Here is an 18,437-nt window from a genome sequence, read left to right as displayed (position 1 = left end):
CGTTACTGCCGCGCCTCGGCGCGCCGGGTGCCGTAGACCGCCGCCGCGCTGATCATCAGCACCAGGGCGATGGCCGCTCCGCCGAACCACAGGCCGGAGCTGTTCCCGGGCTGGTTAGTTGCCACCAGGCCCGCGCTGCCGGCGGGGACGCCGTCGGGGTTGGAGTGCAGCCCGTCGATGGTCTGCACCGCGAGGGCCAGGTTGCTGTCGGTCAGGCTGCCCCAGGCGTACACGATGGTGTTGGTGCCCTCGGCCACGTTCACGTCGGCCGGGCCGATCACCGGGTCGGTGGTTCCGGTCGCGGCCACGGAGGCCGACACCGTGCCGGCCGGCAGGGTCAGCATGGACTCATCGGGGTTGCTCAGGTTGGTGATCACCGCGGTGCCGCCGGCGAGCACGTCCACGGCGGGGGCCGCGGCGACGTGACGCACCGTGAGTCGGCCTTCGCCGGCGCCGACGGTGCTGATGTCGTTGGTGAACAGGGTCGCGGTGGGCGCCCCGGCCGCGTCGAGGTGCGCGGCGGCGGTGTAGTTCTTGCCCGCCTCCAACGGCAGGTCGACCGGACCGATGGCCGGCGAACTCGCGTCCGCGGCATCCGATGCCGTGATCGCCACGGTGTAGGTGCCCGCGGGCAGCTCGAGCGGGCCGGCGATGTCGCCGGGTTCGAAGTTATCCAGGGTGAGGGCGTCGTTCACGTACACGTCGACGGTGAGGCCGGGTACCCCGTGCAGCACGGAGAGCTGGGCGACGTCGGTTGCGGCGTTCGCCGGGGCGATCCCCGCCAGGGCGACAAGGGCGCCGGCTGCGATGCCGACGGTGATGGTCTTGCGCATGGTTTCCTCCAGTCAGTGGAACGAGAGCGGGAACCTGTCGGTTTCCCGTTACCCGTTACTTCCGGAGGACCCCCTCATTCGGATGCACCCTGCCGAGAAAATTTCTCAAGCAGTGGGCCTCGCATCCAGTTGCAGCAAAGTGCCCCTTCGACGCTCGGGAAGGGGCACGGTCCGGCACGGCGCCGGCGGATGCGGATGCGGTCGCGCGTGTCAGGCCTGCTCGACGACCTCCGAGGTGGCCAGCACCGCACCGGCGTGCGCGAGTTCGGCCAGGGCCTGTTCGCTGGACTCCGGCGCCACTCCGGCGATGAGGTCGGTGAACACCCGCACCTGCTGGCCGTGCTCGAGGGCATCGAGTCCCGAGGCGCGCACGCAGAAGTCGGTGGCCAGGCCGACCAGGTCCACATGTGTCACGCCGGCGGCGATGAGCAGCTCGCCGAACTTCTCGCCCGACCCGTCGACGCCCTCGAAGATCGAATAGCCCGGCTGACCCTGCCCCTTGAGGATGTGCACGGTCGACTCCGGCAGCGTCAGCGCCGCGTGGTACTCCGCGCCGGTGGTGTCGGCGACACAGTGCGCCGGCCAGGTGTCCACGAAGTCGGGTTCGGCATCCACCGCGAAGTGGCCGTTGTTGCCGCCCTCGGCGTCGTGCCAGTCGCGGGAGGCGAAGATGTGCCCGTAGGTGTTCGGATGCGCCGCCAGCAGGGCGCTGATCGCCCCGGCCACGGCGGCCCCGCCGTCAACCGCGAGGGCGCCGCCCTCGGTGAAGTCGTTCTGAACGTCGATGATGATCAGTGCGCGGGTCACGGATGCACTCCTGTCGGTTGAAGGTCAGTTAGGTATTCGAGAGGTTGTTTCCGCAGCGGAAAAACCCTGTCGTGATGGTATCGATCGCCTGCTTCGCATTATCACCCACATCACCCAGCGCGTATACGGCGAAGGTGAGGGTGCTGCCGTCGCCGGCCTTGATGATGCCGGCGAGGGTGTAGCCGGTGTCGATCCAGCCGGTCTTGGCGAACACGGCGCCATCGGCATCCGCGTTGTCGCCGCTGAACCGGTCGCTGTAGGAGAGCGAGCCTGAGCTGCCGCCGACGACGGGCAGACCGTCGAAGATCACGCCGAGGCTGCCCTCGCGGGCGTTGATCTTCTGCAACAGCTTGGTGAGGTAGCCGGGTGGCACAGCGTTGTTGTCACTGAGCCCGGAGCCGTCACTGATGCGGATGCCGGTGGTGTCGATGCCGTACTCGGCCAGTCCCGCGAGCACGGCGGGCTGGATGGTGCCGAAGGTGTTGCCGGTGCCGCTCTCCACGGCCACCAGGCGGGCGAGCATCTCGGCGAGCGCGTTGTCGGAGACGATCAGGGACTGCTGGATCAGGCTGGACACCGGTTGGGACTGCACGGCGGCGAGCTGGCTGGCCCCGGCCGGGGCGGTGCCGACGCTGAGTGCGGGGTCGCCGCCGAGCTCGTCGGCGAACGCGGCGCCGGCCCGCGCCACCGGGTCGTCGCTGCGGGCGGAGGTGCTGTTGTACGGGTTGTCCCGGTCGCCGTCCACCTGCAGGGCCGTGATCTCGGGCATGTACCCCTGGGTCTGTTCCTTGCGGTCCCAGCTGGGCTCCCAGGCCGGGTCGCCGAAGTAGCTGGAGTCCAGCAGCACGGAGGTGATCGCGGTGCCGCCCATCGCCGCCCGGGTCTGTTCGGCGAGATCGTCGAGGTGCGCGGCGCCGGCGTAGAAGGACTCGTCGCCGCTGGGGGTGCTCGAGAGGGTGAGGTCGCCGCCGCCGACGAGCACCACCTGGCCGGGTTCGCTGCCGGCGACCACGGTGGTGGTGGCGCGGTAGTCCGGGCCGAGCACGCTCAGCGCGGCAGCGGAGGTGAGCACCTTGAGCACGCTGGCCGCACGGGATGCGGTGCTGCCGCCCCGGTCGAAGAGGATCTCGCCGGTCTCGGCGTTGACCACCTGGGCCTGGAACTCGCCCAGCCGCTCGTCCTCGGCAAGGCCGGCCACCGAGCAGGTGCGCAGCGGGGCGGTGACGGTGGCGAGGGTCGGGGCGGGCCTGGTCTGGGCGGGGGTGGGGCTGGGCGTGGGCGTGGGCGCGGCGGATGCGTCGGGTGCGGCCACGGCGACCGGCTTGGCGTTGCCGCTGGCCGTGCCCGCCCACACGGCGCCCCCGCCGAGCAGCACGAGGGCCACGGCCGCGGCGACGATCAGGCGCAGGGGTGTGCGCGTGGTCTGCTCAGGCACGGACGGTTCGGGAGTATCCACCAACGAAGGTTACCGAGCCGGGGTGGGAGCCCGGCAAGAGCGCCGGGTTCAGGCTGGCGAATCCGCGCTGGCTGGTTGAGGCCCCGCGGCGCAGGTTGGTGCTCGCGGCACGCGTTAGTGCTCGCGGCACGGGCTATTCCCGGCGGCACGGGTTCTAAGGTGTGCCGCCGAGAACAAGACGTGCCACGAGGAAGAAGGTGTGCCGCGACAGCACAGGACAGATCGGTTGCGCGCCCCAGCCTTAGTCGCCGAGGTAGACCAGGCCGATCTGGGAGCGGATCGCGTCGAGGGTCTCCATGATCTGTACGGATTCACTCGTGGTCAACAGGTCGCTGGCGATCAGGCCCGCCGCCACAAGCCGTTCGGCCTCGGCGGCCTGGAAGTGCATGCCCCGGCCGGTGATGGCGGGCGTCTCGTACGCCTCGACGACCTCGTTGGCGCTGTTGTACACGCGGAACGAAGTGGCCGAGTACCAGACCTCGTCGATGTCGATGCGACCCTCGGTGCCGAGGATGCTGGCGGTGTTGGGCCCCTTGGTGTCGCTCGCGGAGAGCAGCGACGCGATCTGGCCGCCCGGGTAGTGGAAGATCGTGGCGATCTGGGCATCCACCCCGGTGGCCTTGAAGGTGGCCGAGGCGAGGATGGTCTCGGGCGGGCCGAACAGCGCCGACGCGAACGATACCGGGTAGATGCCGAGGTCGAGCAGCGCGCCGCCGCCCAGTGCCAACGAGTTGATGCGGTGGGCGGGGTCGTCGGGCAGGTCCTGGGTGTGGTCGGCGATCAGGGAGCGCACGTCGCCGAGGCTGCCGGCGGCGAGAATCTCGCGGATGCGCACCATGTGCGGCAGGAAGCGGGTCCACATGGCCTCGAGCACGAGCAGGTTCTTGCTCTCGGCCAGGGCCACCACGGCGCGCGCGTCGGCAGCGTTGAGGGTGATCGGCTTCTCGATCAGGACGTGCTTGCCGGCCTCCAGCGCCAGGGTGGCGTTGGCCGCGTGGAACGGGTGCGGGGTCGACACGTAGATGATGTCGACCTCGGGGTCGGCCACGAGCGCCTCGTAGCTGGGGTGCGCGGTGGGGATGCCGAATTCGGCAGCGAAGGCATCCGCTGATGCCTGGCTGCGGGAGCCGACGGCCTGCACGGTGAAGCCGTTCTTCACGAGGTCCCCGGCGAATTGGTGGGCGATTCCGCCCGTGGCCAGGATTCCCCAGCGGAGTGCATCAGTCATGCTGCGAGCCTAGCGAACCCACTCGGCCGCACACCAGAACGGCATGTTATTGTGCCGGTCATGAGTGAAATGACCTTCGACGAAAAACGCCACGACCAGCTCACCACCGCGCCCAAGGCCAGCGAGGCGGATGCGGCGCCGCGGGTGACCGTGGACGAACAGGCCGATGGTGTGAAGCGCATCGACGTGGCCGACACCGCCGCGGTGCGGCCCGGCAAGACCGAGGAGTAACCCGTCACCTGACGTTTGCCGAGCGGTCATCGCGGCCGCATACGCTGACGCCTGTGAGCGAGAATCTGCTTCTGGCCCGGCGCACGACCCCGCAGCAGCGGGACGTGCCTCGCATGCTTACCCCGCCACGGCGGGCCGAGCCCCGCCTCGACACCCCGCTACCGATCCAGCTACCGCAGCCGGCCGTCCGGCCCGAGTTCGCGGCGCGCAATTCCCCGACCGACCTGCTCTTCCGAGCGCTCTGGCAGCTGGTGGGCGTCTACGTCTTCGTGGTGCTTCTGGTCAAGGACCGGCGTCTGCCGCGCTAGCTGGCGCCGTCAGTCGGCGCGGGTCAGAACCGTGTCCAGCACCCGGTCCGCGATCGCCCGGTGGCCGGCGTCATTGACGTGCACCCCGTCGGAGACCACCATGTCGCTCTGGATGACCACGGGGTCGAGCAGACTCACGTACTCGGCGGCGGCGCGCACCCAGCCATCCAGATCGGTGATCATGGCCGTGGCCGGCTCGGCGGTCGACGGCCCCACCGCGATGAGCCGGGCGTTCGGCAGGCCCTCCCGGAGAAGGCTGAACGTCTTGTCGACGGCGGCCTGCACCAACTCCGGGTCCGTGGCGAGCGCCCACCGGTCGTTCTGGCCACCGGCGATCACGACGACGTCGGGGGCGGCGGCGACGATGTCGGCCACCCGGTCCGGGTAGGCGGGGCAGTCGTCCTGGCCGCAGCTGGCGACCCCTGCCATGGTGACGTACCCGGTGCCGCCCTGGCCCTCGTTGACCTCGGTCCAACCGGCGGCGTAGGCCACGACGGTCGTCCACTTCATGGTCGGATTCGAGGCGCCCCAGCCCTGGGTGTACGAATCGCCGAGGAACACGGCGACGGCGGGGTCGGTCGGTGACGTCGGCGAGTCCGTGGGTGCAGCTGACGCGGTGGGCGGGGCGGATGCGGTGGGCGCCGGCGTCGCCCGGGGCAAGGTGGGCACCAGTGACGCGGTGGATGCGGCGCCCGCGCCGACCACGGCTGCCACCACCGCGGCGATGCCACCGATCACGAGCACCAGAAGTGCGGCCAGCAGCACCAGGCGCCGACGGCGCCCTGCGGCGGGCGGACTCGTCGGGGTGCGCTGTTCTGCCATGCACCCAGCTTAGGAGCCCGCCGCAAGCCCACGAACCGTGAGAAAAGCACCAGCCGAGGCGATTTTTCGGGGCTTTTCTGACAGTTCGCGAGAGGGGCGGCCCTAGGTGCGGGGCTTGATCTCGTCGGTGATGTCGGCCACCGTGGCCCCGTAGGCGGCGATGAGCGCGTCGGCGTCGACGAACGCGGAGTAGCCGTGCTCCCCTGCGCCCATCGCCACCCGGGCGCCGCGCATCCGCTCGTCGGCGAACACGGGCCAGGCGGTGCTGCTGCCCAGCGGGGTGATGGTGCCGCGCGAATACCCGGTCGCGGCCAGGGCGAGGTCTTCATGCGGCAGCGACAGCTTGTTCACGCCCACCAGGGCGCGCAGTTTGGCCCAGCTGATCTGCCGGTCGCCGGGCACCAGCACGAAGATGTAATCCCCGTCGTGGCGCTTCACCACGAGCGACTTGACGATGCCGGCCGGCTCCAGCCCCAGCAGCCGGGCAGCGCTCTCAAGGCTGTCGGCGGCGGGGCGCTCGACGATGTCGATGTCGAGTCCGCGCGCCCGCGCATCCGTTTCGACCCGTTCGCGCCCTGTGTCAGCCATGACCAAAGTCAACCACGCGGGTGGGGGTGCCGAGGCCGCCCGGCCCACGGATGCTCGTGGCGCGGGTTGTTCCTCGCGGCCCGGGTCGTTCCTCGCGGCCCGGGTTGCTCCTCGCGGCCCGGGTTGTTCCTCGCGGCCCGGGTTAGAAGCTGTGCCACGGGGAATAGGGCGCGCCACCAGAACTAAAGTGTGCCGCGACCGCGCAGACCGAGTCGGTCAGAGTCGGCCCGAGCGGGTGCGGGCCGGTGAATGTGATCAACCGAAGATCGCCCAACCGTGCGGCGGCACCGTGTGGCCGGCCGGGCTGGCATCCGCCGCGCCGGCCAGCCGCTCGGCCGCATCCGTGGCGACCGCAAGGGTCTCGTCACCGAGGTTGAGCGCCACCACCAGACGCTGGGTGCCGTCGGTCACCTCGATCACGTACCCCGTGTTGGTCAGGGTGAGCGGCCGGCTCGTGGCCGTGTGCAGCCAGGGGTGCCGGCGCCGGAGCCCGATCAGCGTCTGGTGCAGCACGAAGGTGTCCGCGGCGACGGGATCCTGATCGGCGGACGGCAGGTCGGCGGGGCTCGCGGGGTAGGCGGGGCGGATGGCGTCATCGCCGCCGGCGCGCTGCTCCTTCACGGCGCGCAGCCCACGCTCGTCGCCGTAGTAGATCGCCGGGGTGCCGCCGAGGGTGAGCAGCAGCACCAAGGCGTGCGGGTGGTGGCGTTCGTCCTGGATCTGACTGGCCAGCCGAGTCACGTCGTGGTTGCCGATGAAGGTGTACGGCACAAATGCGCCGAGGAACGCGGTGTGCCGGGTGAGCGCCCAGTCCAGTTCGAAGAAGTTGCGCTCGTTCAGCGCGTGCCAGATCGCCTGCCAGAGTTCGTACTGGGTGACGGTGTCCACCCCGGATGCGGCGACGAAGCCGGCGTAATCGCCGTGCAGCACTTCGCCCATCACGTACAGCTCGGGGTGCCGCTCGCGCACCCGCGGCAGCACGCCGGCCCAGAACGCGGCGGGCATCGCGTATGCGGCATCGAGGCGCCAGGCGTCGATCCCCCGGTCGAGCCAGTGCGCCATCACGTCGGTGACGAGCTCGGTCACGGCCGGGTTGTCGTGGTTGAGCGTCACCAGGGCGTCGTGCCCCTCGAAGGCCACTAGCTCACCGGCCGATGTGCGGCGGAACAGGGCGTTCTCGGGCGCGGCCGGGTCGGCCAGGGCTGTGACCAGCGGCGTGAAATCCCGGCCGACGTGGTTGAACACACCGTCGAGCATCACCCGGATGCCGCGCCGCTGGCACTCGGCGATGAGGTGGTCGAGGTCTGCGGTGTCGCCGAGCCGCGGGTCGACCTCGAAGTAGTCGGTGGTGTCGTAGCCGTGGCTGCGGGAGGCGAAGACAGGGCCGAGGGCCAGGCCGTTCGCGCCGAGATCGAGCAGGTAGTCCAGCCAGGACTCGATCTGCCGCAACCGGTGCGTGGGCGAGCGGTCTTGCCCGGTGGTGTCGGCACCGACAAAGCCCAGCGGATACACGTGCCACCAGATCACGTGTTCGGTCCAGTTCGGCACGCCTCGACCCTATCGCTGTTGAACCGTGGTGGTCGGTGCCGGTCGCCATCGTCTGGATGCGCGTGGTGCAGGTCGCGACAACGACCCCCTAGGCGAACACTCCGGCACGATTGCAGCATCCGGCTCGCGCTCTGCCCGGTCTTGGGCCCCGAACTGGACCGTGCAATCTGACCCAGATTGCAGCATGGGCGTTGAGAGCCTGCGGGATTGGCGCCGGCCCAGCACTCGCCCTCGTCACCGCACCTCCTGCCGCCTCTCGCGCCCGCTATAGCGGGCGCGACGCGCCACAGGAGGCGCCGTGAGCGGTCGCGGGTGCGCCGACGTTCCGCAGACCGGGTCGCGGGGTCTCGACAAGCGCGACCAACGGATGGGAGGGAGCTGCGGAGAAAGAGAGGGCCGCCTATCAGAATCGAACTGATGACCTATTCATTACGAGTGAATCGCTCTACCAACTGAGCTAAGGCGGCGTGAGACCGAATACTTCCCGAAGAAAGACGCGCGGCGACACAGCATCCAAGCTTAGTCGATCGGGGAGGTCACGGTGTACAGCTCACGGAAGGACTTGGCGACCCAGGCCGACAACGGGGTGCAGTCATCCGCTTCGGCCCAGCACCGCCAGGCATGCCGGGTGGCAGCCATGGCGATCAGGGTCACCAGCAGCGCCCGCTGGGCGAGGGCCCGCGGGTCCTCGGCGAGGTGCGGGGCGTCGGCGGTGAGCCGGCGCTCGACGATGTGCTGCAGGCCGGCTTCGAAGTTGCGCAGCGTGGCCATCCGCATCGTGAAGAGGTAGCTGTTCTCTTTCATCACCGCGCGGCGCAGCTCGTGGATCTCCCGGTCGCCGTCGGTGTTCTGCAGGCTCCGGCTGATCAGCCCGGCCAGGTCGGTCATCACGTCGGAGGGTCCGCCGGCGACGAACCGCTCGATGTCCTCGTCGCAGGCCAACTCCAGCTCGTCGCCGACCAGGGCGGAATCCTTGGAGGCGAAGTAGTTGAAAAACGTGCGCGGCGAGATGGCGGCGACCCGGCTGATCTCCTCGACGGTCACCTTGTCGATGCTCCGCTGGGCGCAGAGGGTGAGCACGGCACGCTGGATCTCCCGGCGGGTGGCCAGGCGTTTCCGTTCCCGCAGGCCCGGTTCGTCAGCTGCGCCCATCTGTCAACACATCGGGTCGGCCGCGGGCACGATGCCGTCGATCAGGTAACTGTCGACGGTGTCGTTGACGCAGTCGTTGGACTTGTTGTACGCGGTGTGACCCTCACCCTCGTAGGTGACGAGCTGCCCGCTGTCGAGCTGCTCGGCCAGGTTCTGCGCCCACACGTAGGGGGTGGCCGGGTCGTTCGTGGTGCCCACGACGAGGATCGGGGCCGCGCCGGTGGCGTGGATGGCCTGGCGCTCCCCGGCGAAGGCGTGCGGCCAGCTGGAGCAGGAGATGTCGCCGTAGGCCATGTACTTGCCGATGGTGGGGGCGATCTGCTCGATCTGGGCGGCCTCGGCGCGCATGGAGGTGAGGTCGTCGTTGTAGGCGTAGTCCAGGCAGTTGATGGCCGTGAAGGCCTCGGTGGAGTTGTCGCGGTAGCTGCCGTCGGGGTTGCGGCCGTTGTAGCCGTCGGCGAACTGCATGGCCCCGTCGGCGCTGCCCTGCAGCACGCCCTCGAACATGTCGCTGAGGTTGGTCCACGCCGTCGCCTGGTAGAGCGGGTAGATGATCGCGGTGAGCAACGCGTTCGCGCCGAGCTGGCGGCCATCGGTGGCGGTGATCGGGCTGGCATCCACCGACGCCAGCAGCGCTGAGATGGTGGCCATGGCGTCGTCGACGGTGCCGTCGAACGGGCAGGCCGAGCCCGCCAGGCAGTCGGTGAGGTAGGCGCGCAGGGCGTTCTCGAAGCCCAGCGCCTGGGTGCTGGTCACCTCGAAGTTGCTGGTGGACGGGTCGAGGGCGCCGTCGAGCACGAGCCGGCCGACCTTGTCGGGGTACAGCTCGGCGTAGGTGGCACCGAGGAAGGTGCCGTAGGAGAAGCCCAGGTAGTTGAGCTGGGCGTCGCCGAGCACCGAGCGCATCAGGTCGAGGTCGCGGGCGGCGCTGCGGGTGTCGACCTGGCCGAGCAGGGCCCCGGTCTCATCGCTGCAGGATGCGGCGAAGTCGGTGGCGCTGGCCTCCAGTTCCTGCACCCACGCGTCGCTGCCGCGCTCGGCGTCGGCGATCCCGTAGAGGTATTCGTCCATCTGCGCCGGTTCGTAACAGGCCACGGCCGAGGACTTGCCGACCCCGCGCGGGTCGAACCCGACGATGTCGTAGCGTTCCTGCAGGGCCGCATCGGTCGCGTAGTCGACGGATGCCTTGACGAATTCATAGCCGGAACCGCCGGGCCCGCCGGGGTTGAGCAGCAGCGACCCGAGCCGGTCGCCGGTGGCGGGTTGGCGCACCAGGGCGAGGTCGACCGAGCCGGCGGCCGGGTCCTCCCAGTCCAGCGGAGCCGACACCGTGCTGCACTGCATGCCGTTGTCGCAGTCGGACCACTGCAGCACCTGGCTGTAGAACGGATCCAGCGGCGCATCGACCTTTTCGCCGGTGGGCGTGGAGGTCGACGGTGCGGGCTGGGGCATGAACCACGTCACGCAGCCGGTCAGGCCGAGCGTCACTGCCACCGCGGCCGCCATGGTCGTGAATACGCGAGTGCGCTGGGTCACTGGGTTCCTCTTCTCTGGTGAATCCTGTGCATGTGCGGCGACTGCCGTCACCGTCGGATCATCGACACCAGCATGGCCTCGAGGGCCAGCGCCGGTGCCACGTTGGCTTCAATTCTCTGCCGGGCCAGGGCAATCGCATCCATCGTCGCGACGGTGGTCGCCGGCGGGCACGCCCCGGCGGCGCGGCGCAGTTCGGGCAGCAGCTCGAGATTGATGATGGTGCTGTCCCGGCCCAGCTGCATCATCATCACGTCGCGGTACAGCGAGGTGAGGTCCACCAGGATGCGGTCGATGCCGTCGCGCAGGCTGCGGGTGGCGCGGCGCTTCTGGTCGTCTTCGAGGTTCTTGATCTGGCTGCGGAGCGCGGGCGGCACCGACTGGCCGGGTTCCACGCCGAGCGAGCGCAGCACACCCTCGCGTTCGGCCGCATCCCGCTCGATGGTGATCGCCTTGGCGTCATCGCCGGCGATGGCGAGCAGTCGGGCAGCGGCGTTGACCGCGGTGGACACCCCCGTGAGGCCGAGGGCGGCGCGGAGGGTCTCCTCACGGCGGGCGCGGGCCTCGGCGTTGGTGGCGAGCCGCAGGGCCATGCCGATGTGGCTCTGCGCCTCACGGGCGGCCCGTTCGGCGACGGCCGGCTCCACGCCGGTGCGACGGATGAGCAGCTCGGCCACCGCGTCGATGCTCGGCACCCGCAGACGCACGGTGCGCACCCGGGAGCGGATGGTGGGCAGCAGGTCGGCCTCGCTGGGGGCGCAGAGGATCCACACCGTGCGTTCCGGCGGCTCCTCCAGCGCCTTGAGCAGCACGTTGGAGGTGCGCTCGACCATGCGGTCGGCGTCTTCGACGACCACCACGCGGTAGCGACCCACCGACGGGGAGTACTGCGAGCGGGCCACGGCTTCCTTGACGGAATCCATCTTGATGATGACGCCCTCGGTGCTGAGCACGGTGAGGTCGGGGTGGGTGCGCGCGTCGACAAGCCTCTGGGTGGACTCGTCGCCCTGCGGCGTGCCGGGGCTGAGCAGCGCTGTCGCGAAGGCGAAGGCGAGGTTGGAGCGGCCGGAGCCGGGCGGGCCGGTGATCAGCCACGCGTGGGTCATTGAGGAGGAGGTGCTGCGGGCGGCGGCGCTCGTCGCGGTGGCGGCATCCGTAGCGGTAGCGCTCGACTGGGCGGCATGGGTGTCGGCGTCGGGGCGCTCGAGTGTGGCGACCGCTCCCGGGCGCTCTGCGGCGGCACGGAAGATGGCGATCGCATCTGCTTGACCCGTCAGGTCGTCCCACACTGCCATTCGTCAAGGCTACCCGGAGCCGGTGACAGCCGGGTGCGGGTGCCTCCCCCGCCGAGTTGCCAGTTGACGCCCACTGGATGCCCGTGAAGCAGCACCAACGGTGCATCGCACACAGGTGCTCCGCATCGAGTTGCCAGTTGAGGCCCCGTGGATGCCTTCCAACGGGCGTCAACGGGCATCTCGCGGCACCGCACATCCGCCCACTTGCCGCAAAACGCCCCCTGGCCGCCGCCACAAGGGACTTTTCACGCAAGTCACGGATGCTGAATCTCCCGACTTGCCGCAAGATGCCCCTTCCTGGCGGGCGAAAGGGGGTTTTGCGGCAAGTCGGGGCGGGTATGTGTGCGGGACGCCCTAGAGCAGGGCGGCGACGCGGGCGCGGATGAGCGCGGCAAGCTCGTCGACCGGCAGCGACGCATCCAGCACCAGGAAACGGTCGGGCTCGGCCGCGGCGAGGTCGAGGAACGCGGCGCGCACCCGGGCGTGGAACTCGCCCTTCTCGGCCTCGAGCCGGTCGAAGACCTTGTCGGCGGCGTCGAGGCGGCCGCGGGCGGCGGTCTCGTCGAGGTCGAGCAGCAGGGTGAGGTGCGGCAGCAGGCCCTCGACCGCCCAGAGCGAGAGGTCGCGCACCTCGGTGCCGCCGAGCACCCGGCCGGCGCCCTGGTAGGCGACGGAGGAGTCGAGGTAGCGGTCCTGGATGACGATTTCACCGCGGGCCAGCGCCGGGCGCACCAGGGTGCCGATGTGCTGGGCCCGGTCGGCGGCGTACAGCAGGGCTTCCGCACGGGGCGAGACCTCACCGCGGTGGTGCAGCACGATCTCGCGGATGGCGACGCCCACCTCGGTGCCGCCGGGCTCGCGGGTGCGCACCACGGTGCGACCCTGGGCCTGCAGCCACTCGCCGAGCAACTGCGCCTGGGTGCTCTTGCCCGACCCGTCGCCACCCTCGAGGGTGATGAACAGGCCGGGCTTCACAACATCCGTCACGGCATCCGTCACGACTGCGCGGCCGCCTGCGCTGCCTTCGCGGCCGCGTTGGCCGCCCGGGTGGCTGCGGCCTTCGCGGCGGTGGCGGCCTTCTGCTCCGGGGTGCGCTCGGCGCGCACGCCGGGGGTGGCCGCAGACGTGCCGGTCTTCTTGGCCGGGGCCCGCTTGACTGCGGTCTTGGTCACCGCACCGGCCTTCACTGCGCCGGCTTTTTTGGCCGGGGCCTTCTTCGCGGCGGGCTTCTTCGCCGCCGGCTTCTTGGCAGGAGCCTTCTTCGCCGGCGACTTCTTCACCGCCGGGCCCTTGGCCCGCTTGTCGGCGAGCAGCTGCACGGCGCGCTCGTAGTCGACCTCGTCAACACTCTCGGCCTTGGGGATGGTTGCGTTGGTGATGCCATCCGTCACGTAGGCGCCGAACCGGCCGTCCTTGATCTTGATGGCCTTGCCGCTCTCCGGGTCGGGCTCTTCGAAGTCCTTGAGCGCGCTGGAGGCACGGCGGGCGCCGTACTTGGGCTGCGCGTACAACTCGATGGCGCCGGCCAGGTCGATCTCGAAGATCTGGTCTTCGCTGGTGAGCGACCGGGTATCGACGCCCTTCTTGAGGTACGGGCCGAACTTGCCGTTCTGGGCGAGGATCTCGGTCTGCGTCTCGGGGTCCAGGCCCACCACGCGCGGCAGGTTCAGCAGCGCCAGCGCGGTGTCGAGGTCGACGGTGGCCAGGTCCATGGATTTGAACAGCGACGCCGTGCGCGGCTTCACCGCGGCGGCGGCCTTCTTGGCCGGGGTCTTGCGCTTGGGCTTGGCGGCGGCAGCGGGTGCGGCGGCCGGGGCTCCGGCGTCGGCCAGCGAGGTGACCTCGCCGGTGAGCGGGTCGATGGACTCGCCGGGACCGTCGGTGTCCGCGGGCGGCTCGAGCTCGGTCACGTACGGGCCGAAGCGGCCGTCCTTGGCGACGATCTCCTTGCCGTTGTCCGGGTTCACGCCGATGACGCGGTCGGTGACGACCGGGGCATCCACGAGTTCACGGGCCTTGGCAGGGGTGAGCTCGTCGGGTGCCAGGTCCGGCGGGATGTTCACCCGGCGGGGGGTGGCATCCGGGTCGGCGGTGGGGTCGGCGACCTCGAGGTAGGGGCCGTACTTGCCGATGCGCAGGGTGATGTCATCGACGATGTGGATCGAGTTGATCGAGCGGGCGTCGATCTCGCCGAGGTTGTCGACGACCTGGCGCAGGCCGCGGTGCTTCTCCGAACCGAAGTAGAAGCTGGTCAGCCAGTCCACCCGGTCGGCGGTGCCGCCGGCGATGCGGTCGAGGTCGTCTTCCATTTCGGCGGTGAAGTCGTATTCCACCAGGTCGGTGAAGAACTCCTCGAGCAGCCGCACCACGGAGAAGGCGATCCAGTTGGGGATCAGGGCCTGCCCGCGCGGGGTGACGTAGCCACGGTCGGTGATGGTGGAGATGATCGACGCGTACGTGGAGGGGCGGCCGATGCCGAGCTCTTCGAGCTTCTTCACCAGGCTGGCCTCGGTGTACCGGGCGGCCGGGGTGGTTTCGTGGCCCTTGGCCTCCACCTCGACGAGGGTCAGCGTCTGGCCCTCTTCCAGCGGCGGCAGCTTCGACTCGGTGGGGTCGGTGGAGGCGTTCCGCTCCTCGTCCCTGGACTCCTCGTACGCGAGCATGAAACCGCGGAAGGTGATGACGGTGCCGCTGGCGGCGAATTCGGCGAGTGCCTCGGAGGCGGCGGGGTGCGCGGCCTGGCCGGTGGGGCCCGCGGCGATGGTCACCGACGCGGTCGAACCGGTCGCATCCGCCATCTGGCTGGCGACGGTGCGCTTCCAGATCAGGTCGTAGAGCTTGAAGTCGTTGCCGCGCAGCGAGCTGGACAGCGAGGACGGGGTGCGGAAGGTGTCGCCGGACGGGCGGATGGCCTCGTGGGCTTCCTGCGCGTTCTTGCTCTTGCCCTTGTACAGGCGCGGGTTCGCGGGCACGGTCTCGGCGCCGTACAGCGACGCGGCCTGCTTGCGGGCGGCGGTGATCGCCTGCTGCGACAGCGACGGCGAGTCGGTACGCATATAGGTGATGTACCCGTTTTCGTACAGCGACTGGGCCACGCTCATGGTCTGCCGGGCGGTGAAGCGCAGCTTGCGCGCGGCCTCCTGCTGCAGGGTCGAGGTGGTGAACGGCGCGGCGGGGCTGCGGCGGTAGGGCTTGGAGGCGACCTTGGTGACGGTGATCGGCACGCCGGGCACCTTGAGGGCGTCGGCCAGGGCGAGGGCGGATGCCTCGTCGAGGGTGGCCGCGACGACCTTGGGCTTGAGCTTGCCGGTGTCGTCGAAGTCGCTGCCGGTGGCGATGCGTTCGCCGCCGAGGCGCACGAGCTTGGCCTGGAAGCCGTTCTCGGCGGAGGCGCCGGGAACGAGCTGGGCGATGAGGTCCCAGTAGCCGGCGGACACGAACGCGAGGCGTTCACGTTCGCGGTCGACGACGAGGCGGGTGGCGGCGGACTGCACGCGGCCGGCGGACAGGCCGGGGCCCACCTTGCGCCAGAGCACGGGAGAGATCTCGTAGCCGTAGATGCGGTCCAGGATGCGCCGGGTCTCCTGCGCGTCGACGAGGGCGGTGTCGAGGTCGCGGGTGTTCTGGGTGGCCGCGATGATGGCGTCCTTGGTGATCTCGTGGAACACCATCCGCTTGACCGGAACCTTGGGCTGCAGGACCTGCAGGAGGTGCCACGCGATGGCCTCGCCTTCGCGGTCCTCATCAGTTGCGAGGAGGAGTTCGTCGGCGTTCTTCAGCGCCCGCTTGAGGTCGCTGACGGTTTTCTTCTTCGCGTCGGAGACCACGTAATACGGTTCGAAGCCGTTATCGACGTCGACGGAGAACTTGCCGAGCGGGCCCTTCTTGAGTTCCGGCGGCAGATTCTTGGGCTCGATCAGGTCTCGGATGTGCCCGACCGACGACAAAACCTCGTATCCGTCGCCCAGATAGGCGGCGATCGACTTCATCTTGGTCGGCGACTCGACAATGACCAGCTTCTTAGTGCCTGGCACCAGACTCCTCTTTATAGGTAACGGTCTGTGAAACGACCAAGCCACACCATACACACAGGAATCGAGTGCGCGCCGACGGTGACGGCGCGGGAGTGCCCCGAATTGACTCCACGGTAGCTCGCTCACGGCGCAGGGCAAGGCTGAAACGAGTGTGCACATGTGTTCGCGGAATTCGCGGCGGCATCGCCCGACACGCGACCGGTGAGCCTCGGTTTGCGGATTAGGGGTTGCCTCCGCGGAGCACAGCCGCACAATAGAGACATGGTTACTGCAGCGCAGGGCACGTACACCGCGAAACTGACGGACGGCCCCCTCGAAGGAAAAACCGTCACCACCGAGTTCCTCGAATCCGGGGATCCCCGGCCGCGGATCGAGATACCCGCCGACGCAGCCGGCAAGCGGTACCTCTATGCACGCGCCGCCGGTCTCGAGTTCGATTCCACCGAGCATCCCGACAAGCCCTCCGCCGTGGACTACCGCTACCTCGAGGCGCTCTTCGACACTCCCCCGGCGACCACTTAGCCCGGCGATCGGGGATGCTGCACTTCTGGCGGCGAGCTCGAACACTGGCCTGACCATCGCTAGGGCGCCGGGCCGGCCCGCGCCCGGGAACCGATCGGGAATGCGCCCACCGTGCGGGACACCGCCACGGTGGCGATCAGGCCGTCCACCGAGCAGGTGACCAGGCGGGCGCCGTTCAGCTCCGCCGCCCGCGCCGCCGTGACACAGGGCACGCCCGGCATGAGGCCGGAGGCGACGTCGGCCGCGGCGAGCGCCGCCGCATCCGCCGCACCCTGCACGGACTGACTGACCGGCAGCAGGGCCAGCAGCGGCACGAGCACGGCGGTCATCGTGACGAGGGCGCCGAGCAGCGCGACCGCGAGCACCGAACCGGATCCCCGCTCGCGAGCAGAGGTAGGCCGGCGGATGGGTGCGCGCGTCACGGGTCGTCACTCGCAGTGGCGCTGGCGAGAGCGCAGGACCGGGCGGCGAGAGTGAGGCCCGCGGCGGCGAACGGCGCGAAGGCGCTCGGCGCGCTGAGCCGGGCGCAGACGAACTCCCCCTGGCGTTCCTCGGTGAGCGCGGTGCCGGGCGCCACCGCGGCCAGCAGCCCGGATGCCGGACCCGCGTCGTCGCCCCGGGCCAGCAGCCGGGCCACGTCGGCGGCGGCATCCGTCATGCGTACCTGCTGCCCGACCACCTGCACGGCACCCAGGCAGCAGGCCAGCACTACCAGCACGGCGGGCAGCACGGCCGCGAACTCGGCCGTGACGCTGCCCCGGTCCCGGTGGAGTCGGTATGCCAGCCGTGCCGCGGCTCGGTCACCCCACCGTGAGCGCACTGCGCACCAGTTCGGTGAGGATGCCGCGCACCTCGTCACCGCGCAGGATGACGATGAGCAAGCCGGCAAACCCGACGGCCGCCATGGTAGCCACGATGTACTCGGCGGTGGCCGCCCCGCGATCGTCACGCAACCGCAGGAGGGCGCGAATGCTGTTGGACCGCACCGCGCGGGTGCGCACGAGTGCGTTGGGTATTCCGGTTCCCGCGCTGGGATCGTGCCGTAGCGGAGCGGCGGCACGGTCGGCGGCCGCCGCGCTTCCGGTGCTCTCCTCGGCTTGCGGGTGATGCTCTGTCGGCGGGGCGGGCGGGCTGCTGAGGGTGGTCATGATGGATCTCCTTTCGCGTACAAGACGCGGTGCAAGCGGCGCGAGTGCAGCCAGCCTGTCGCGGCGACACCCGGCGCATCAACGACGGCAGCCGATCGGTACATAAAAGTTCGAAACGGCAGCCTGTGGAGGAGCGCCCGAGTTCACCAGGGCGGGAGCACCCGAGCGCCGTCACTCGACGCTGCCGAGGGTGGCGGCGAGCACGCTGAGCAGCAGTGGGGCGACACCGACAAGCATGAACGCGGGCAGCACACACACCCCTAGCGGGATCATCAGGGTCACGGCAAGGGTTTCGGCGCGTTGGTGGCCCGCAGTGCGGGCATCCCGCCGGGCCTGCGCGGCCTCGCTGCGCAACAGCTCACCGGCCGGCACCCCGGCTCGGGCCGAGAGGTCGAGCACTCGCTCGATGACCACATCGGCGGAGTCGGTCGCACCGATCGCGCGCAGGCCGAACCGTTCGGCGCTGCGCCGCGCGCTGGCGCGGGCCCGGTCGAGCGACCCGCCACCGGCCATACCGATGGCGGTGAGGTCGAGCTCCAGTCCCGGCGCGGGCCCTTGGCGGCCGGCGGCGGCAACCAGGTGCCGGTTCCAGCGGGCGGCGCCGACCATCAGGAGGCACCCCGCGGCGAGACAGGCCAACCCTGGGCCGGTGTGGAACAGGGTGCGCAGCGTGTCGAAGCCCATCAGGCTGCCGAACAGCAGCGCCACCAGGGGCAGCACCATCACCAGCCGGGCCGTGGCGCGCGGGCCGGTGAGGGCCACGGTCAGGTCGCGGTGCAGCTGGCCGAGCTCCCGGAACGCGGCGGCCAGGTCGCGCAGGCACCCGGCCAGGGGCGCACCGGCCCGGGTGGCGACGTCCCACGCGGCGGCGAGGGCCCGCCACGCGTCGCCCAGCTGGTCAGGGAGCCCGGCGGCCGCGTCCGCGATGGCGT

Annotated in this window: 19 protein-coding genes and 1 tRNA gene; 3 read left to right on the top strand and 17 right to left on the bottom strand. The window is 70.2% G+C overall.

Annotated features, from left to right (window positions below):
- Nucleotides 1-2: 2 nt before the first annotated feature.
- The 4 genes from C3B61_RS01605 to C3B61_RS01590 form a co-directional block, all read right to left on the bottom strand.
- A complete protein-coding gene (locus C3B61_RS01605) occupies nt 3-833 on the bottom strand; it encodes a DUF4397 domain-containing protein (protein ID WP_103459295.1) in 831 nt (276 codons plus the stop codon).
- Between the two features lie 210 nt (nt 834-1,043).
- Nucleotides 1,044-1,640, bottom strand: coding sequence for an isochorismatase family protein (locus tag C3B61_RS01600; RefSeq protein ID WP_103430386.1), 597 nt, complete (start codon nt 1,638-1,640; stop codon nt 1,044-1,046).
- A gap of 28 nt (nt 1,641-1,668) precedes the next feature.
- Complete coding sequence (locus C3B61_RS01595; protein WP_244285804.1) at nt 1,669-3,096, bottom strand: D-alanyl-D-alanine carboxypeptidase/D-alanyl-D-alanine-endopeptidase; 1,428 nt, start codon at nt 3,094-3,096, stop codon at nt 1,669-1,671.
- 241 nt (nt 3,097-3,337) lie between these two features.
- On the bottom strand, nt 3,338-4,324 hold the full coding sequence (locus C3B61_RS01590; protein ID WP_103459293.1) for a Gfo/Idh/MocA family protein: 987 nt from the start codon (nt 4,322-4,324) through the stop codon (nt 3,338-3,340).
- A gap of 60 nt (nt 4,325-4,384) precedes the next feature.
- On the opposite strand from C3B61_RS01590, the gene C3B61_RS01585 reads away from it, so the two are divergent.
- Complete coding sequence (locus tag C3B61_RS01585; RefSeq protein WP_088455197.1) at nt 4,385-4,555, top strand: multidrug transporter; 171 nt, start codon at nt 4,385-4,387, stop codon at nt 4,553-4,555.
- A gap of 53 nt (nt 4,556-4,608) precedes the next feature.
- Complete coding sequence (locus C3B61_RS01580) at nt 4,609-4,863, top strand: hypothetical protein (RefSeq protein WP_103459292.1); 255 nt, start codon at nt 4,609-4,611, stop codon at nt 4,861-4,863.
- A 9-nt stretch (nt 4,864-4,872) separates the two neighbouring features.
- Here the strand turns inward: C3B61_RS01580 and C3B61_RS01575 are convergent, their stop codons facing one another.
- The 9 genes from C3B61_RS01575 to topA all read right to left on the bottom strand — a co-directional run bounded on the left by C3B61_RS01575 (nt 4,873) and on the right by topA (nt 15,835).
- The gene (locus C3B61_RS01575; RefSeq protein ID WP_133160206.1) at nt 4,873-5,685 is read right to left on the bottom strand and encodes an SGNH/GDSL hydrolase family protein; all 813 of its coding nucleotides are present in this window, start codon (nt 5,683-5,685) and stop codon (nt 4,873-4,875) included.
- A 102-nt stretch (nt 5,686-5,787) separates the two neighbouring features.
- Entirely contained in the window at nt 5,788-6,273 is a 486-nt protein-coding gene (locus tag C3B61_RS01570; RefSeq protein WP_103459290.1) for an aminoacyl-tRNA deacylase, read from the bottom strand.
- A gap of 255 nt (nt 6,274-6,528) precedes the next feature.
- Nucleotides 6,529-7,821 carry an alpha-amylase family glycosyl hydrolase gene (locus C3B61_RS01565; RefSeq protein WP_103459289.1) on the bottom strand — a complete coding sequence of 431 codons (1,293 nt, stop codon included), beginning with the start codon at nt 7,819-7,821 and terminating at the stop codon, nt 6,529-6,531.
- A gap of 394 nt (nt 7,822-8,215) precedes the next feature.
- Nucleotides 8,216-8,288, bottom strand: a tRNA-Thr gene (locus C3B61_RS01560).
- Between the two features lie 52 nt (nt 8,289-8,340).
- Nucleotides 8,341-8,973: a TetR/AcrR family transcriptional regulator gene (locus C3B61_RS01555; RefSeq protein WP_103459288.1), complete on the bottom strand. Its 633-nt coding sequence runs from the start codon at nt 8,971-8,973 to the stop codon at nt 8,341-8,343.
- 3 nt (nt 8,974-8,976) lie between these two features.
- Nucleotides 8,977-10,509 (bottom strand): alpha/beta hydrolase, encoded by a 1,533-nt coding sequence (locus C3B61_RS01550; RefSeq protein ID WP_341866757.1) that lies wholly within the window; start codon nt 10,507-10,509, stop codon nt 8,977-8,979.
- Nucleotides 10,510-10,556: 47 nt separating this feature from the next.
- Nucleotides 10,557-11,801 (bottom strand): DNA polymerase III subunit delta', encoded by a 1,245-nt coding sequence (locus C3B61_RS01545; protein WP_103459287.1) that lies wholly within the window; start codon nt 11,799-11,801, stop codon nt 10,557-10,559.
- Between the two features lie 354 nt (nt 11,802-12,155).
- Nucleotides 12,156-12,776, bottom strand: coding sequence for a dTMP kinase (tmk, locus tag C3B61_RS01540; RefSeq protein WP_088455188.1), 621 nt, complete (start codon nt 12,774-12,776; stop codon nt 12,156-12,158).
- A 20-nt stretch (nt 12,777-12,796) separates the two neighbouring features.
- Nucleotides 12,797-15,835 carry a type I DNA topoisomerase gene (gene topA / locus C3B61_RS01535; RefSeq protein ID WP_103459286.1) on the bottom strand — a complete coding sequence of 1,013 codons (3,039 nt, stop codon included), beginning with the start codon at nt 15,833-15,835 and terminating at the stop codon, nt 12,797-12,799.
- 261 nt (nt 15,836-16,096) lie between these two features.
- Between topA and C3B61_RS01530 the strand changes: the two genes are divergently transcribed.
- A complete protein-coding gene (locus tag C3B61_RS01530) occupies nt 16,097-16,357 on the top strand; it encodes a hypothetical protein (RefSeq protein WP_103432653.1) in 261 nt (86 codons plus the stop codon).
- 59 nt (nt 16,358-16,416) lie between these two features.
- Here the strand turns inward: C3B61_RS01530 and C3B61_RS01525 are convergent, their stop codons facing one another.
- From C3B61_RS01525 to C3B61_RS19610, 4 genes are all read right to left on the bottom strand, one after another.
- A complete protein-coding gene (locus C3B61_RS01525; RefSeq protein ID WP_244285803.1) occupies nt 16,417-16,779 on the bottom strand; it encodes an Rv3654c family TadE-like protein in 363 nt (120 codons plus the stop codon).
- Nucleotides 16,776-17,177 (bottom strand): TadE family type IV pilus minor pilin, encoded by a 402-nt coding sequence (locus tag C3B61_RS01520; RefSeq protein WP_103459285.1) that lies wholly within the window; start codon nt 17,175-17,177, stop codon nt 16,776-16,778. Before C3B61_RS01520 ends, C3B61_RS01525 begins: the two co-directional genes overlap by 4 nt.
- Nucleotides 17,158-17,358: a DUF4244 domain-containing protein gene (locus tag C3B61_RS20200; protein ID WP_103459323.1), complete on the bottom strand. Its 201-nt coding sequence runs from the start codon at nt 17,356-17,358 to the stop codon at nt 17,158-17,160. The genes C3B61_RS01520 and C3B61_RS20200 overlap by 20 nt, the downstream gene beginning before the upstream one ends.
- Before the next feature lie 318 nt (nt 17,359-17,676).
- Nucleotides 17,677-18,437: pilus assembly protein TadB (locus tag C3B61_RS19610; RefSeq protein ID WP_103459284.1), on the bottom strand; the 761-nt coding region annotated here is incomplete at its 5' end.

Origin of the sequence: Cryobacterium zongtaii, from assembly GCF_002909375.1 — a bacterium.
Taxonomy (GTDB): domain Bacteria; phylum Actinomycetota; class Actinomycetes; order Actinomycetales; family Microbacteriaceae; genus Cryobacterium; species Cryobacterium zongtaii.
The sequence above is the reverse complement of the archived record's forward strand: the minus strand, read 5'-3'. Positions and strand labels throughout refer to the sequence as shown.

Coding starts and splice junctions, on each gene's coding strand:
- C3B61_RS01555 (WP_103459288.1), bottom strand. CDS start 8,973: ATGGGCGCAGCTGACGAACCGGGCCTGCGGGAACGGAAACGCCTGGCC.
- C3B61_RS01585 (WP_088455197.1), top strand. CDS start 4,385: ATGAGTGAAATGACCTTCGACGAAAAACGCCACGACCAGCTCACCACC.
- C3B61_RS01570 (WP_103459290.1), bottom strand. CDS start 6,273: ATGGCTGACACAGGGCGCGAACGGGTCGAAACGGATGCGCGGGCGCGC.
- C3B61_RS01605 (WP_103459295.1), bottom strand. CDS start 833: ATGCGCAAGACCATCACCGTCGGCATCGCAGCCGGCGCCCTTGTCGCC.
- C3B61_RS01590 (WP_103459293.1), bottom strand. CDS start 4,324: ATGACTGATGCACTCCGCTGGGGAATCCTGGCCACGGGCGGAATCGCC.
- C3B61_RS01530 (WP_103432653.1), top strand. CDS start 16,097: ATGGTTACTGCAGCGCAGGGCACGTACACCGCGAAACTGACGGACGGC.
- C3B61_RS01575 (WP_133160206.1), bottom strand. CDS start 5,685: ATGGCAGAACAGCGCACCCCGACGAGTCCGCCCGCCGCAGGGCGCCGT.
- C3B61_RS01545 (WP_103459287.1), bottom strand. CDS start 11,801: ATGGCAGTGTGGGACGACCTGACGGGTCAAGCAGATGCGATCGCCATC.